Source organism: Kitasatospora sp. NBC_00458 (genome assembly GCF_036013975.1).
Classification (GTDB): domain Bacteria; phylum Actinomycetota; class Actinomycetes; order Streptomycetales; family Streptomycetaceae; genus Kitasatospora.
Genome location: NZ_CP107904.1, coordinates 6,587,509 through 6,602,500 on the forward strand (window position 1 = coordinate 6,587,509; position 14,992 = coordinate 6,602,500).

Here is a 14,992-nt window from a genome sequence, read left to right on the forward strand (position 1 = left end):
CGCGGGTACTGCGCGCACGCCGCGTACGGGCCGTGGACGCACGGTTCGGGGGCCGTCCGCGAATCGTTGCCGCCTGGTCACAGTCACCGGGGTCGACTTTCACCGACGGCCGACGGGCTGGAATGATTCCCCCGTCAGATTCACGATCATTTCGCCCCGGGACGGGGCGCACCATCGGGGGAACCGAGAGAGCGGGGCAGGCGCGCAGTGCCGCAACTCGTCATCGAGATCAACGGACAGCAGCGGACTCTGGAGCCGGGGCGGTCCTACACCATCGGTCGCAACCCGCAGTCGGACTTCCCGTTCGACGACGCGCGGGTGTCCTGGCACCACGCCACCATCTCCTTCAACGGGACGGGCTGGCAGCTGGACGACCACGGGAGTACCAACGGCACCTGGACCGGCGGGGCCCGCACCATGCAGGCCGCGCTCTTCCCGGGCGCCGCGGTCAACCTCGGCAACGCCGAGAACGGCCCCCGGCTCGCCTTCTCCGCGCCGGCCCAGGCCGCCGCCCAGGCCCCGGCCTGGCACGAGGCCGCCACCAGCCGCAGCGCCGCCCCGCAGGCCCAGGCCGCCCAGCCGCAGGCGCAGCAGCCGTGGGCCCAGCAGGCCCCGGCGGCCCAGCAGCCGTACCCGCAGCAGGGCCAGCCCCAGTGGCCCGGCCAGCAGCAGCCCTACCCGCAGCAGCAGGCGCAGCAGCCGTACCCGGCGCAGCAGGGCTTCCCGCACCAGCAGGGCGTCCCCCAGCAGGGGGCCGCGCCGCACGAGGGGCCCGGCGGCCCGCAGCCGACGGTCATCCGCAACCTGACCGCCGGCATGAACACCATCCGGATCGGCCGCGCGCTCGACAACGACATCGTGGTCTCCGACCTCCAGGTCTCCCGCCACCACGCCGAGCTGCGCCAGCTGCCCGACGGCCGGTACGAGATCGTCGACCTGGGCAGCCACAACGGCATCTTCCTCAACGGTCTGCGGGTCGAGCGCCAGCTGATCGGCCCGCAGGACCGCCTGACGGTCGGCCACTCCAGCTTCGTGCTGGTCGGCGACCAGCTCCAGGAGTTCGTCGACACCGGCGCCGTCTCCTTCTCCGCCCGCCACCTGACCGTCGAGGTCGACTTCAAGGGCGGCAAGAAGGTCCTGCTCAACGACGTCAGCTTCGGCGTCCCGGAGAAGTCCCTGGTGGCCGTCATCGGCCCGTCGGGCTCCGGCAAGTCGACCCTGCTGCGCGCCCTCACCGGCTACCGCCCGGCCGACCGCGGCGACGTCCTCTACGACGGCCGCAACCTGTACAAGCAGTTCGCCGAGCTGCGTTCGCGGATCGGCCTGGTGCCGCAGTCGGAGATCCTGCACAAGGAGCTGACCGTCCGCACCGGCCTCAAGTACGCGGCCCGGCTGCGCTTCCCCGGCGACACCGAGCCGCGCGAGCGCGAGGCCCGGATCGACGAGGTGCTCTACGAGCTGCGCCTGGACAAGCGTGCCGACAACCGGATCACCGCGCTCTCCGGCGGCCAGCAGAAGCGCGTCTCGGTCGCGCTGGAGCTGCTCACCAAGCCGTCGCTGATCTTCCTGGACGAGCCCACCTCGGGCCTCGACCCGGGCATGGACCGCGAGGTCATGCAGATGCTGCGCGGTCTCGCCGACGACGGCCGCACCATCCTGGTCGTGACCCACTCGGTGGCGGAGCTGGCGCTCTGCGACCGGCTGCTGGTGATGGCGCCGGGCGGTTCGGTGGCCTACTTCGGTCCGCCGGACGAGGCGCTGCACTTCTTCGGGTACGAGACCTGGGCCGACGTCTTCCAGGCCTTCGAGAACTACCCGGACCACGACTGGGCCGGGCGCTACCGCGGTTCGGTGCACTACCAGCAGTACTCGGCGGACGTGGAGTCCGGCGCCGTGCAGTCGGCGCCGATCGTCCAGGAGGCGGTCCGCCCGCCGAAGCCGCAGAGCTGGGGCTCGCAGCTGTGGACGCTGATCCGCCGCTACGCCTCGGTGCTCGCCTCGGACCGGGGCTTCCTGGCCCTGTCGGTGCTGCTGCCCGCGGTGCTCGGCGCGGTCAGCGTGCTGATCCCGAACGAACCCGGTCTGGCCCCGAACCCCAAGTCGCAGCTCGGCCTGAACAGCGGCGCGGCGACGATCATGCTGATCCTGGCGATCGGGGCGTGCTTCTCCGGGGCGGCCAACTCGGTCCGCGAGCTGATCAAGGAACGGGCGATCTACGAACGGGAACGGGCCACCGGGCTCTCCCGCTCGGCGTACATGATGTCCAAGATCATCGTGCTGGGCTTCTTCAGCGTGATCCAGGGCGCGATCATCTCGGCGGTCGGCTTCCTGCCGCGCAAGCTGCCCGAGCACGGCCTGGTCGTCAAGGACCTGCCCATCATCGAGATGAGCCTCGGCCTGATCCTGCTGAGCTTCGCGTCGATGATGTTCGGCCTGGCGATCTCGGCCCTGGTCAAGACCGCCGAGAAGACCATGCCGCTGCTGGTCATGTTCGCGATCATCCAGGTCGTCTTCACCGGCTGCCTCTTCCAGATCTTCTCCAAGCCCGGCCTGGAGCAGTTCGCCTGGCTGATGCCCGCCCGCTGGGGTACCGGCATGGTCGCCACCACGCTCGACCTCTCGCACCTGCTCGGCCCCTGGAACAAGGACTTCCAGAACCCCGAGTACGACGCGCTCTGGGGCCACAACGCCGGCCAGTTCTGGCTGGACGCCGGCGTGCTGATCGCGATGTCGGTCGTCATCGGCGTCGTCGTGACCCGCCTCCAGCGCCGCCACGAGCCCGAGGTCATGCAGAAGGGCTGACCCCCTTCCGCACCGGCCGCGCCGCTCACCGCCGCACCGCTCACCGCCCGACCGCTCACCGCCTGAGCGCTCACCGCCTGAGCGCCGCCCAGGGGCGGCCCACCCCACCGGGGAGGGCCGCCCCTCGGCGTTCCGCCGTCCGGCGGCCTCGCCGCCCGGAGCGGCGGCCGCCGGTGTCCGGCCGAGGCTTCCCCCGTTGTTTCCCCCGCGTTCGCCGCCCCGCACGCCGGCCCCGAGCGCCGGCCCCGCCCGTCGGCCCCGTGACCCGGCCCCGGAGGAAGGCCTAGGTCTCCGGACCCGGGACCGGCCCTGCCCCGGACCGACGCGACCGCCCCGCGGGCGGCGGTAGGTTGGCGGTATGCCCACCGTGCCCAGCGACCACCGGCACGCCGGCCTGCTGCCCGTCGACCGCATCCCGGTCGGCCCGCCGCCGGACGGCACCCTGCCCGCCTGCGAGCCCTGCCTCGCCGGTATCGAGGCCGTCAGCCAGGCCCTGCTCGGGATGAGCCGCCACCTGGAGGTCCGCGAGGTCCTGCGCCGGATCACCGCCTCCGCCCGCCGACTGCTCGGCGCCGAGTACGCGGCCCTCGGCGTCCCCGACGACCACGGCGGCTTCGCCCAGTTCGTCGTCGACGGCGTCACCGACGAGCAGTGGAAGGCCATCGGCCCGCTGCCCCGCCAGCACGGCGTCCTCGCCGCGATGCTCCACGAGACCGGCCCGATCCGGCTCGCCGACGTCCGGCAGGCCCCCGCCTTCGGCGGCTGGCCCTCCGCCCACCCCCAGCTCGGCGCCTTCCTCGGCATGCCCATCGTCGACACCGACCACGCCGACGACGAACCCGAGGTCCTCGGCGTCATCTACCTCGCCAACAAGCAGGGCGGCGGCGGCTTCACCGACCACGACGAGGAGCTGCTGCGGATACTCGCCGCACACGCGGCCCTCGCCCTCTACAACGCCCGCCTCTACGAGCGCAGCCGCGAACTCACCCTGGCCGGCGAGCGCGCCCGGATCGCCCACGACCTGCACGACGCCGTCTCGCAGAAGCTCTTCTCGCTGCGCCTCACCGCCAAGGCCGCCGCCAAACTGGTCGACCGCGACCCGGCCCGCGCCCGCGCCGAACTCGCCGAGGTCGCCCGGCTCGCCGCCGAGGCCGCCGACGAACTGCGCGCCGTCGTCGTCGAACTGCGCCCCGCCGCCCTGGAGGAGGACGGCCTCTCCGCCACCCTCGCCTCCCAGGTGCAGGTCCTCGACCGCGCCCACGGCGCCGACATCGCCTTCGCCGCCGACGGCGTGCGCGCCCTGCCGCCCGCCCAGGAGGCGGCCGTGCTGCGGGTCGCCCAGGAGGCCCTGCACAACGCGCTGCGCCACTCCGACGCCCGCCGCGTCACCGTCACCCTGGCGGGCACCTCGGGCCGCGGCGCCGTGCTGCGGGTCAGCGACAACGGCCGGGGCTTCGACCCCGAGTCCGTCCGCCGGGCCGGCCGCCACCTCGGCCTGGCCTCGATGCGCGACCGCGCCGCCGCCGTCGGCGGCCGGCTCACCCTGGAATCGGCCCCCGGCAGGGGAACGGTCGTCGAGATGGAGGTCCCCGGTGCCTGACACCGTGTCCGCGATCCGCGTCCTGCTCGTCGACGACCACCAGGTGGTCCGCCGGGGCCTGCGCACCTTCCTGGAGGTGCAGGACGACATCGAGGTGGTCGGCGAGGCCGCCGACGGCGCGGAGGGCGTCGACCAGGCCCGCGCGCTCGACCCGGACGTCGTCCTGATGGACCTCAAGATGCCCGGCGTGGACGGCATCGAGGCGCTGCGCACGCTCAAGGACGAGGGCAGCCGGGCCCGGATCCTGATCGTCACCAGCTTCACCGAGCACCGCACGATGGTCCCCGCCCTGCGGGCCGGCGCCGCCGGGTACGTGTACAAGGACGTCGACCCGGAGGCGCTGGCCGGTGCGATCCGCTCGGTCCACGCCGGCCACGTGCTGCTCCAGCCGGAGCTGGCCGAGGCGCTGCTCGCCGACGACGGCCCGCGCGCCCCGCAGGGCCGCGGCGGCACCCTCACCGAGCGCGAGCGCGAGGTGCTCGGGCACATCGCCGACGGCCGCTCCAACCGGGAGATCGCGCGCAGCCTGCACCTGTCCGAGAAGACCGTGAAGACGCACGTCTCCAACATCCTGATGAAGCTGGACCTCGCCGACCGGACCCAGGCCGCGCTCTGGGCCGTCCGCAACGGCGAGACGCGCGCGTAGCGGGCGGCGGGGGAGCGGGGCAGCGGAGGAGCGGGGGCGGCCCGGGAGCCCGGGCCGCCCCCGCCGTCAGCCCTTCTCGTCCACCAGCGCGTTGTACGCCGCGACCTGCGCCCGGCGGGCCGTCCGCCAGAGCGGCGCCAGTACCGCCTGCCGGGCCGCGATCTCGGACGCGCTGACCGCCGCGCCGTGACTGCCGGACGCGATCGACAGCAGCGCCGCGACCTGCCGCGCCGACTCCAGCACCCGCACGGCGCGCGGCGGGTAGCCCGGCGCGAGCAGCTCGGCGTGCCCGCGCCGCCGGTACGCCTCCAGCGCCCGCAGCGCCTCCGGACCGGCACCGGCGACGTCCAGCCGGGTCAGCAGCAGCGTCGCCTCGCGCAGCCCGTCGGTCAGCTCGTACTCGGCCTCGTGCAGCGAGGGCACGTCGGCCGGCGGGGCGTCGTTCACCTCGTGGCAGCGCCAGAGCACGGTCGCCGAGCGGTCCCCGGGCGGGCCGAACACCTCGACCTCCGGCACCAGCCCCAGCGGCACCCCGACCGCCAGCACCGCCTCGCCGGCCGCCATCGCGCGGTCGTTGAACGGCGCCGGCCCGGTCAGCCCCAGCGGGTGCCCGGCCGAGGGCAGTGCCAGCCGCAGGCCCTTCACACCCAGGACCCGGAGCCGCCCCAGCGCCCAGGTGAGCCCGTGCCGCTCGTCCGGGCCGTCCCCGGGCAGACCGGTCACGCGGTGGCTCTCGTCACTCCCCAGCACCGCCGCGGCGGCGTTGTCGGGCGGCGCCAGACCGGCCAGCAGGGCATTGCCCCAGGCGGCCAGCCGTCCCGAACGGGGCTCTTCGTACGGATTGTCGGCAGGAGTCGCGAGCATCCGGCCAGCCTACGGAATCGGCGGTCATCCGCGTGGCGTAGGTTTGCCCATGCGCGTGCGGCGCACCCACTCCGTGCCCACCGGCCGCCGGAGTAGGCTGCCCGCCCGCACCGACGGCCGTATTTCTGTTTTGGGGAAGGCGTAGGTCATGAGCGACGTGCTGGAGCTGGTGGACGTATCCGTGGTCCGGGAGGAGCGCGCGCTGGTCGACCAGGTCTCGTGGTCCATCTCGGAGGGCGAGCGCTGGGTCATCCTCGGCCCGAACGGCGCCGGGAAGACCACCCTGCTGCAGATCGCCTCCACGTACCTCTTCCCGACCTCCGGCAAGGTCACCGTCCTCGGCGAGAAGCTCGGCGAGGTCGACGTCTTCGAGCTGCGCTCCCGGGTCGGCCTGGCCGGTGCCGCCATGTTCGACAAGCTGCCCGCCGAGCAGACCGTGCTGCAGACCGTCCTCACCGCCGCCTACGGCATGACGGTCACCTGGCAGGAGACCTACGAGCAGTCCGACGAGTCCCGCGCGCTGGCCCTGCTCGACCGCCTCGGCATGTCCGGCCTGACCGCCCGCAAGTTCGGCACCCTCTCCGAGGGCGAGCGCAAGCGCACCCTGATCGCCCGCGCCCTGATGACCGACCCCGAGCTGCTGCTGCTCGACGAGCCCGCCGCCGGCCTCGACCTCGGCGGCCGCGAGGACCTCGTCCGCCGGCTCGGCGCCCTGGCCCAGGACGAGTTCGCGCCGGCCATGGCGATGGTCACCCACCACGTCGAGGAGATCGCCCCCGGCTTCACCCACGTGCTGATGATCCGCCAGGGCAAGGTGCTCACCGCCGGTCCGATCGACACCGAGCTGACCGCCCGTAACCTGTCCAAGTGCTTCGGCCTCCCGCTCATGCTGGAGCGGCACGGCGACCGCTGGTCCGCCCAGGGCCTGCCGCTCGGCTGAGCGCCGCAGCCCCTTCCCCCACCGCCGTTCCCCACCGCTGTTCCCCGCCGCCCGGACCCCGCCGCCCGGTCCCTGTTTCCCGCCCCCGGTCCCGGGCCGGCGGGGACCGGGACCGCCGGCCGGGGGGCACTGAACTCCACTGAACTGGAACCGGTCGCACGTGCGACCGGTTTCCGCCCCTCCACCTGCGGGAACTGACCGCCTGGTAGGCCCTTCCCTCCCTAGGATGGACACGTGGACAGCTGGATCTGGTGGCTCCTGGCCGCCGTCGGCCTCGGTATACCGCTGGTGATCACGGTGATGCCGGAGTTCGCCATGTTCGCCGTCGGCGCGCTCGTCGCCGCCGGCGTGGCGGGCCTGGGAGCCGACCCGGTGTGGCAGGTGCTGGCCTTCGTCGCGGCCTCGGTCGCGCAGCTGGTCGTGGTCCGCCCCATCGCGTACCGGGCACTGCGGAAGGGCTCGCAGGTCAAGATGGGCATCGAGGCGCTGAAGGGCGCCACCGCGGTCGTCGCGGAAAGGGTCGACGGGGAGGGCGGACGGATCAAGCTCAACGGCGAGATCTGGTCGGCCCGCGCGCTCCACCCCGAGCAGGTCTACCAGCCGGGGCAGCAGGTCGACGTCGTCGAAATCCAGGGCGCGACCGCCCTGGTCATCTAGGGGAGAGTCCGTGGAACCCGTCCTTATCGTCCTGGTCGTCCTGGTCGTGGTGGCCTTCATCGCGCTGATCAAGACGATTCAGGTCATCCCGCAGGCCAGCGCCGCGATCGTGGAGCGCTTCGGCCGCTACACCCGGACGCTCAACGCGGGACTGAACATCGTCGTCCCGTTCATCGACCGCGTCCGCAACCGGATCGACCTGCGCGAGCAGGTCGTGCCGTTCCCGCCGCAGCCGGTGATCACCCAGGACAACCTGGTGGTCAACATCGACACGGTGATCTACTACCAGGTCACCGACGCCCGCGCCGCCACCTACGAGGTCGCCAGCTACATCCAGGCGATCGAGCAGCTCACCGTCACCACGCTGCGCAACATCATCGGTTCGATGGACCTGGAGTCCACCCTGACCTCGCGCGAGGTCATCAACGCCGGTCTGCGCGGGGTGCTGGACGAGGCCACCGGCAAGTGGGGCATCCGGGTCAACCGCGTCGAGCTCAAGGCCATCGAGCCGCCGACCTCCATCCAGGACTCGATGGAGAAGCAGATGCGCGCCGAGCGTGACAAGCGCGCCGCGATCCTCACCGCCGAGGGCAACCGGCAGTCCCAGATCCTGCGCGCCGAGGGTGAGAAGCAGGCCGAGGTGCTCAAGGCCGAGGGTGAGGCCCAGGCCGCGGTGCTGCGCGCCGACGGTGAGGCGGCCGCCATCCGGACCGTCTTCGAGGCGATCCACGAGGGCGACGCCGACCAGAAGCTGCTCGCCTACCAGTACCTGCAGACGCTGCCCGAGCTGGCCAAGGGCGACGCCAACAAGCTCTGGATCATCCCGAGCGAGATCGGCGACGCGCTCAAGGGCATCGGCGGCGCGTTCACCGGCGCGTCCGGCCTCGGCGGCGGTGCCAACGGCGCCGCGGTCGCCGCCCCGAGTGCCCCGGCCGCGCCTCCGGCCGCCACCCAGGTGCCGCTCGACCCGGCGGCCGGTCCGCGCCCGCTGGACACCGACACCAAGGGCTCGGCCCGCCCCCGGATCGACCCGCTCCGCGAGTACCGCAAGAGCGACCCGGAGTGATCCCCGGGCCCCCGGCCCGACCGGCCCGGGGCCCGTCCGACGCCGTACGGCGCCCGCCGTCGTCCGTCCGACGCCCGGGGGCCCGCTTCCCGTAGCGCACGGGGCGGGCCCCCGGGCGTCTTTCGCGACGGTGTGTCGAACATCCCGAATCCCGGTCGCCGCTGGAACGGCCACCCTCCCGTCGGGCATGATCGCCGCGGATGGACAGGACCGGCAGGGGAGGTGGCTCATGACGACCTGGGAGGCGATCGCCGTCCTGGTGGCGGGTGTCGGTGCCGGAATGATCAACGTGATCGTCGGCTCGGGGACCCTGATCACCTTCCCCGTGCTGCTCGCCGTCGGACTCCCACCGGTCACCGCCAACGTCTCCAACTCCTTCGGCCTGGTCCCCGGCTCGCTCAGCGGCGTGATCGGCTACCGCCGGGAGCTGGCCGGCCAGGGCGCGCGGCTCGCCCGCTTCGGCACCGCCTCACTGCTCGGCGGGGTGCTCGGCGCCTACCTGCTGATCGAACTGCCCAGCAGCGCCTTCGACGCGATCGTCCCGGTGCTGATCCTGCTCGCCCTGGTCCTGGTGATCGTCCAGCCCCGGGTGGCCAAGGCCGTCGCCGCCCGCCGACGCCCCGACGGAGACCCGCACGGCGGCCCGCTGCTGCTCGTCGGCATCTTCCTCACCGGCGTCTACGGCGGCTACTTCGGCGCCGCCCAGGGCGTCCTGCTGCTGGCCCTGATGGGCATGATGCTCCAAGAGGAGCTCCAGCGGATCAACGGCATCAAGAACGCCCTGGCGATGATCGTCAACGGCGTCGCCGCGCTGTTCTTCCTCTTCACCTCGACCGTGAACTGGGCGGCCGCCGGCCTGATCGCGGTGGGTTCGCTCGTCGGCGGCCTGGTCGGCGCCAAGGTCGGCCGGAAGCTGCCGCCGCAGGCCCTGCGCGCGGTGATCGTCGTCGTCGGCCTGGCCGCCGTCGTCAAACTGCTCACGAGCTAGCCGGGGCCCGCTCCGGTGGAGCGGCGGCCCGGCTCTGCGGTGCGCCCGCGGACGCCGGGGCCCGGTCCGTTTTCCCCGAACACGCCCTGGGAGGCACACCGATGGCCCTGGAGATGCGGGAGATCTGCGAGCGCTGCGAGGTGTCGCTGACGCCGGACGGCCCGGCTTCTATATGTTCCTACGAGTGCACCTTCTGCGCGGCGTGCACCGAGGCGATGGCCGGCGGCTGCCCCAACTGCGGCGGCGAGCTGGTGCCCCGTCCGCGCCGGAAGAGCTGACACCTTCCCACCGACTGCTGGTACGCGTGACGGGAGCGGGCCGATGAGCCGAGCACGGCTGACCGAGGACGAGATCACTGCGGGGCTGGAGGGCCTGCCGGACTGGTCGCGCGACGGCGACTCGCTCGTCCGCACCGCCGAGGCACCCGACTTCCCGGCCGGGATCCGGGCCGTGACCGCCGTCGCCGAAGCCGCCGAGTCGATGGACCACCACCCCGACATCGACATCCGCTGGCGGACCCTGCGCTTCGTCCTCTCCACCCACAGCGCCGGCGGCCTCACCGCCCTCGACCTCGCCCTCGCCGCCCGGATCGACGCCATCCTGCGCACGGAGTCCGCCCGCTAGTGTCCTCCGGGGCGTGCCCGGCCCGCCCGGCCCGCCCGTCCCGTTCGTCCCGCCGGTCACTGCCCCGGCGGGCACACCGGAACCGTCCGCTCCGGGGCCGTGAGATGCTGGCTGCCGTTGTGCAGGCGGTCGGGAGGGACGGAACGGATGGCTCAGGACCCCCTCGGCGACGGTCGGCCGCAGCAGTGGCAGGCGCAGCAGGTGCCGCAGGAGTGGCCCGCCGGGTACGGCGAACACGCCGGGCAGGCCTGGCCGGGGGAGCAGGGGTACGGGGCCGGCGACGGCACGGCGTACCCGGACCGGGGATACGGCGAGACCGCGTACGGGCAGGGCGGCCACCAGGACGGGACGTACGGTCGGCACGACCAGTACAACCAGTACAACCAGTACGTCCAGGGCGATCAGTACGTCCAGGGCCAGTACGTCCAGGGCGAGGAGTACGGCCAGGCCGACCCGTACGTGCGGTACGACCAGGGCACGCAGTACCAGCCGCACCAGCAGTACGCCGACTACGGCCAGCAGCAGTACGCGCCCTACGCCGTCCCGCAGCAGCCGGTGGGGGAGGAGCTGTACGCGCCCGCCGGCGCCGAGTACTCCGCCGACGGCTATGTGCACCTCGAACCGGAGCCCGAGCCCGAGCCGCTCCCCGCGCCGGAACCCGAGGCGGAGGCGGAGACGTCGGTGCGGACCGCCGGACCCGCGGCCGGACCCGCCGCCGGGCCGCGTGCCCGGGCCGGTCTCGCGGCCAGGGCCCGGGCCGCCACCGACGCCGCCGCCGAGCACACGCCGAGCAGGCGCGCCCTCGCCGTCCGGACGGGCGCCGGCGTCGCCGCGCTCGGGGTCCTGATCGCGGCCGGACTGACGGTCGGTTCGGACGGCGGCGGCCGCGGGTCCGCCGGTGCCGCCGCCGGCGGGGAGCCGGGCTTCACCGTCGCCCACACCAGGATGTGGTCCGCCCAGTCCGTTCCGGTCACCCAGGCCGCCCAGCCGGGCGGCGACGACACACTGGTCGGCAGCTGGCTGCTGGCCGACACGGTGGTGCGCGCCGACGCGACCGGCGTCCACGCGTACGACCTGGCGGCCGGTCGCCCCACCTGGTCGGTGGAGCCGCCCGCCGCCGGAGCCGTCCCCTGCGGGCTCTCCCCGGGCGTCAACGAGGCGGGGGTGGGTGCGGTGCTGTTCCGGCCCCAGGCCGATCCGAAGAGCCCCTGCGCCCTCGTCGCCGCGGTCGACACCAAGGCCGGGAAGACCGCGTGGACGAAGACGCTCTCCGAGGTCAAGGGCCTCTACACCGCCCGCATCGGCGTCACCGAGGACAAGGTGATAGCCGTCGGCGACGACCACGTCGTCGCCTGGGAGTCGGCCGACGGCAAGGACGTCTGGCAGTACACCGGGCAGGGCAAGTTCTGCACCCTGTCCGGCGGCGTGGCCGGCCGGACCGTCCTGGTGGCCAGCTCCTGCGCCGACTCCACGCCCGTCGACCAGGCCGTCGCGCTGAACACCGTCGACGGCACGGTGGCCTGGTGGCGGGGCCTGAACAACCGGCCGAAGACCGCGACGGTGCTCTCGGCCGAACCGGCCGTCGTCCTCACCACCGGCGAGAAGCCCGAGGACGACCGGGTGTTCGCCTGGGGCGCGGGCGGCGACCCGACGGCCGAGATCCCGGTCACGGTCGACGAGGGACGCCTGGAGGTCGCCCACGGCGCGTTCTCGGCCACCCCCGGCGTCTACTTCCAGGACCGCACGATGGTCACCACCGTCGCCCCGGCGGCGAACGGCGGCGGGCCGGCCTCGGTGGTCGGCTACGACCTCGACAGCGGCAAGCAGCGGTGGAAGACCGTGACCTCCGAGAAGGGCGAGGCCAGGGCGGTCGGCGTCGACGGCGGCGCGCTGGTGCTCGCCTTCGACGAGCGCCTGGAGCAGCCCGCCCACCTCAGCCGCTTCGCGCTGGACGGCGGCCGGGAGACGGTCGGCGGCAACTTCCCGCAGGGGACCGGCTCCCTGCTGATCTCCGGCCGGGTGCTGATCGGCGGGGGCCGGGTCGTCGCCGTTCCCGAGCACTCCACCAACTTCGGCACCGCGACCGGGTACCAGGCCAAGGGCTGACCGGTCCCGCCCGCAGTCCGCGACGTTCCCGGTCGGCCCCCGGCCCCTCGGCCCCTCAGGCGGCGGAGGGCGCCGTCGCCGGAACGGCCTGGGCCGGTAGCCAGGCGGCCAGCTCCCGGACGTCCGAGACGCGCAGCCCCAGCGCCATCATCAGGGTCGCCTGCGGCGTCGGAACGAACGGCTTGCGGAGCAGCTTCATCCCCGCCTGCTCGGGAGTCCGGTCGGCCTTCCGCTGGTTGTCCTCCGCGCAGGCGGCGACGGTGTTCAGCCAACTGTCCTCGCCGCCCCGTGACTTCGGGTGCAGGTGGTCCACCGTGGTGGCCCGCCGTCCGCAGTAGGCGCAGAGGTGCTGATCCCGGACGAGCACCCCGCGGCGCGACCACGGAGCCTGTTGTCGGAACGGCACCCGGACGTACCGCTGGAGTCTGATCACCCGGGGCACCGGCACGGTGACCCCCGTCCCGCGGATGGAGCGCAGTGGATGCGCCTGTTCCACCACGGCCTTGTCCTGGAGCACCAGGACCACGGCGCGCTGGAGCGACACCGTCGTCAGCGGCTCGTAGCTTGCGTTCAGAACCAGCGTGCTGCGCACCTCGGCCACCCTTCCGACGGGCGTGCCACGGCGGCACGACCGTCCCCACACACGTCACTGCCGCCGCACGGCGGTGGGACCACTGTGAAGGGGCCCGAGGCCGTCGAACAACGGAATTTCCGGCGGCGGCGTGGGGCCGGGCCGTCCCGGGCGGCTCCGCGGGGAGAGCGTGTCCATGCCGGACCGGGAGATATCCGCTCGCCCGGACCGCGTAGGCTCTACAACGCTGGAGCCGTCCCGCACCGGGGCCCGATCGGACCGGGCCCGCACCGGGCGGGCGCCCGACCGAAGGAGAAGCGTGACCGTGACGGACATCGTCGACGAGCTGCGGTGGCGTGGGCTGATCGCCCTGTCCACCGACGAGGACGCACTGCGCAAGGCGTTCGCGGACGGCCCGGTCACGTTCTATTGCGGCTTCGACCCGACGGCCCCCAGCCTGCACCTCGGCAACCTGGTGCAGATCCTCACCATGCGCCGCATCCAGCAGGCGGGAAACCTCCCGCTCGGGCTGGTCGGCGGTGCCACGGGCCTGATCGGCGACCCGAAGCCCACGGCCGAGCGCGTGCTCAACGACCCCGAGACGGTCGCCGGCTGGGTGGAGCGACTGCGCGGCCAGATCTCGCGCTTCCTCGACTTCGAGGGCCCGTACGCGGCGCGCATGGTCAACAACCTCGACTGGACGTCGGGGATGTCCGCGATCAGCCTGCTGCGTGACGTGGGCAAGTACTTCCGGGTCAACAACATGATCGCCAAGGAGGCCGTCGCCCGGCGGCTCAACTCCGACGCGGGCATCAGCTACACCGAGTTCAGCTACCAGATCCTCCAGGGCATGGACTACCTGGAGCTGAACCGCCGCTACGGCTGCGCGCTGCAGACCGGCGGCAGCGACCAGTGGGGCAACCTCACGGCCGGGACGGACCTGATCCGCAAGGCCGACGGCAAGTCCGTGCACGCGCTGGCCACGCCGCTGATCGTCAAGGCGGACGGCACCAAGTTCGGCAAGACGGAGTCCGGCACGGTCTGGCTCGACCCCGAGCTGACCACCCCGTACGCCTTCTACCAGTTCTGGCTGAACGCGGACGACCGGGACGTCCCCAACTTCCTGCGGATCTTCAGCTTCCGCTCGAAGGAGGAGGTCGAGGAGCTGGAGCGCGAGACGACCGAGCGGCCGGCCGCCCGCCTCGCCCAGCGCGCGCTCGCGGAGGAGCTGACCACCCTGGTCCACGGTGCCGAGCAGTACGAGCGCGCCGTCGCCGCGTCCAAGGCGCTGTTCGGCCAGGGCGACCTCGCCGACCTGGAGGCCCCGACCCTGGCGGCGGCCCTGGCCGAGGTGCCGAAGGCCGAGGTCGGCGAGCTCCAGCCGATCGTCGACCTGCTGGTCGCCGTCGGTCTCGCCCCCAGCCGCTCGGCCGCCCGCCGGACGATCAAGGAAGGCGGCGCCTACCTCAACAACGTCAAGGTGACGGACGAGGAGGCGGTTCCGACCGAGGCCGACCTGCTGCACGGCCGTTGGCTGGTCCTGCGCCGGGGCAAGCGGAACCTGGCGGCCGCGGAGCTGATCGCTGCCGCGTCGTGACCGAAACCCGACGCCGCTGATCTGCGGCTTCGACCATGGAGGGCGGGATCCAGCCGGATCCCGCCCTCCATGTTTGACGATGACGCCCAGGTGGCCTAGTGTTGAACGAGTCGCTTGAAGCGGCCACCCACTCGGCAAGTCCCACTCCCACTTCGAAGCCCATTGACTTGGGTCGGTCGGCGTTCCCGCCTACCGGAATGAGAGTGAATTTCGAGTAACACTCGGAATAAGCTAATGTGGGGGTCACCGCAGAAAAGCGGACCCGGCCAGCTCGGGAAATCGGATGAATGAAGTTCCGGAAAACGGAGCGGAAAACATCTGGTAAGCTGGAAATACGAACGAAGCGCCCGGAGGGCCGGTGTGAAAGCCGCCTGAAGGAAGTGTCCGTTCCTTGAGAACTCAACAGCGTGCCAAAAGTCAACGCCAGATATGTTGACATCCCCGGCCTCAGATCATCTGGGGTTGGAGATTCCTTTTGAAGTAAAACACTAGCGAGGACGCAGTGCGCGGGACCGCCCTATTCCGGTGGTT

Annotated in this window: 13 protein-coding genes; 11 read left to right on the top strand and 2 right to left on the bottom strand. The window is 72.8% G+C overall.

Annotation, left to right across the window (positions count from 1 at the left end; genetic code table 11):
• The first annotated feature begins 207 nt into the window (after positions 1–207).
• The 3 genes from OG550_RS27590 (at position 208) to OG550_RS27600 (ending at position 5,048) form a co-directional block, all read left to right on the top strand.
• Complete coding sequence (locus OG550_RS27590; RefSeq protein WP_327681994.1) at positions 208–2,802, top strand: FHA domain-containing protein; 2,595 nt, start codon at positions 208–210, stop codon at positions 2,800–2,802.
• Positions 2,803–3,304: 502 nt separating this feature from the next.
• Positions 3,305–4,402, top strand: a complete 1,098-nt coding sequence (locus tag OG550_RS27595; RefSeq protein WP_327684191.1) for a GAF domain-containing sensor histidine kinase — start codon at positions 3,305–3,307, stop codon at positions 4,400–4,402.
• The gene (locus tag OG550_RS27600; protein WP_327681996.1) at positions 4,395–5,048 is read left to right on the top strand and encodes a response regulator transcription factor; all 654 of its coding nucleotides are present in this window, start codon (positions 4,395–4,397) and stop codon (positions 5,046–5,048) included. The genes OG550_RS27595 and OG550_RS27600 overlap by 8 nt, the downstream gene beginning before the upstream one ends.
• A gap of 66 nt (positions 5,049–5,114) precedes the next feature.
• Here the strand turns inward: OG550_RS27600 and OG550_RS27605 are convergent, their stop codons facing one another.
• Entirely contained in the window at positions 5,115–5,912 is a 798-nt protein-coding gene (locus OG550_RS27605; RefSeq protein WP_327681998.1) for a hypothetical protein, read from the bottom strand.
• A gap of 148 nt (positions 5,913–6,060) precedes the next feature.
• Between OG550_RS27605 and OG550_RS27610 the strand changes: the two genes are divergently transcribed.
• From OG550_RS27610 to OG550_RS27640, 7 genes are all read left to right on the top strand, one after another.
• Entirely contained in the window at positions 6,061–6,852 is a 792-nt protein-coding gene (locus tag OG550_RS27610) for an ABC transporter ATP-binding protein (RefSeq protein WP_327682000.1), read from the top strand.
• 234 nt (positions 6,853–7,086) lie between these two features.
• Positions 7,087–7,509, top strand: a complete 423-nt coding sequence (locus OG550_RS27615) for an NfeD family protein (protein WP_327682002.1) — start codon at positions 7,087–7,089, stop codon at positions 7,507–7,509.
• A gap of 10 nt (positions 7,510–7,519) precedes the next feature.
• Positions 7,520–8,575 (top strand): SPFH domain-containing protein, encoded by a 1,056-nt coding sequence (locus OG550_RS27620; RefSeq protein WP_327682004.1) that lies wholly within the window; start codon positions 7,520–7,522, stop codon positions 8,573–8,575.
• A 229-nt stretch (positions 8,576–8,804) separates the two neighbouring features.
• Complete coding sequence (locus OG550_RS27625; protein WP_327682006.1) at positions 8,805–9,563, top strand: sulfite exporter TauE/SafE family protein; 759 nt, start codon at positions 8,805–8,807, stop codon at positions 9,561–9,563.
• A 101-nt stretch (positions 9,564–9,664) separates the two neighbouring features.
• Positions 9,665–9,841 (top strand): DUF1272 domain-containing protein, encoded by a 177-nt coding sequence (locus OG550_RS27630; protein WP_327682008.1) that lies wholly within the window; start codon positions 9,665–9,667, stop codon positions 9,839–9,841.
• Between the two features lie 43 nt (positions 9,842–9,884).
• Complete coding sequence (locus OG550_RS27635; RefSeq protein ID WP_327682010.1) at positions 9,885–10,187, top strand: 4a-hydroxytetrahydrobiopterin dehydratase; 303 nt, start codon at positions 9,885–9,887, stop codon at positions 10,185–10,187.
• A gap of 147 nt (positions 10,188–10,334) precedes the next feature.
• A complete protein-coding gene (locus OG550_RS27640; protein WP_327682012.1) occupies positions 10,335–12,293 on the top strand; it encodes an outer membrane protein assembly factor BamB family protein in 1,959 nt (652 codons plus the stop codon).
• 55 nt (positions 12,294–12,348) lie between these two features.
• Here OG550_RS27640 and OG550_RS27645 read toward each other — a convergent pair whose 3' ends face one another.
• Entirely contained in the window at positions 12,349–12,885 is a 537-nt protein-coding gene (locus OG550_RS27645; RefSeq protein WP_327682014.1) for an HNH endonuclease, read from the bottom strand.
• A gap of 304 nt (positions 12,886–13,189) precedes the next feature.
• On the opposite strand from OG550_RS27645, the gene tyrS reads away from it, so the two are divergent.
• The gene (gene tyrS, locus OG550_RS27650; protein ID WP_327684193.1) at positions 13,190–14,461 is read left to right on the top strand and encodes a tyrosine--tRNA ligase; all 1,272 of its coding nucleotides are present in this window, start codon (positions 13,190–13,192) and stop codon (positions 14,459–14,461) included.
• The last annotated feature ends 531 nt before the right edge of the window (positions 14,462–14,992 follow it).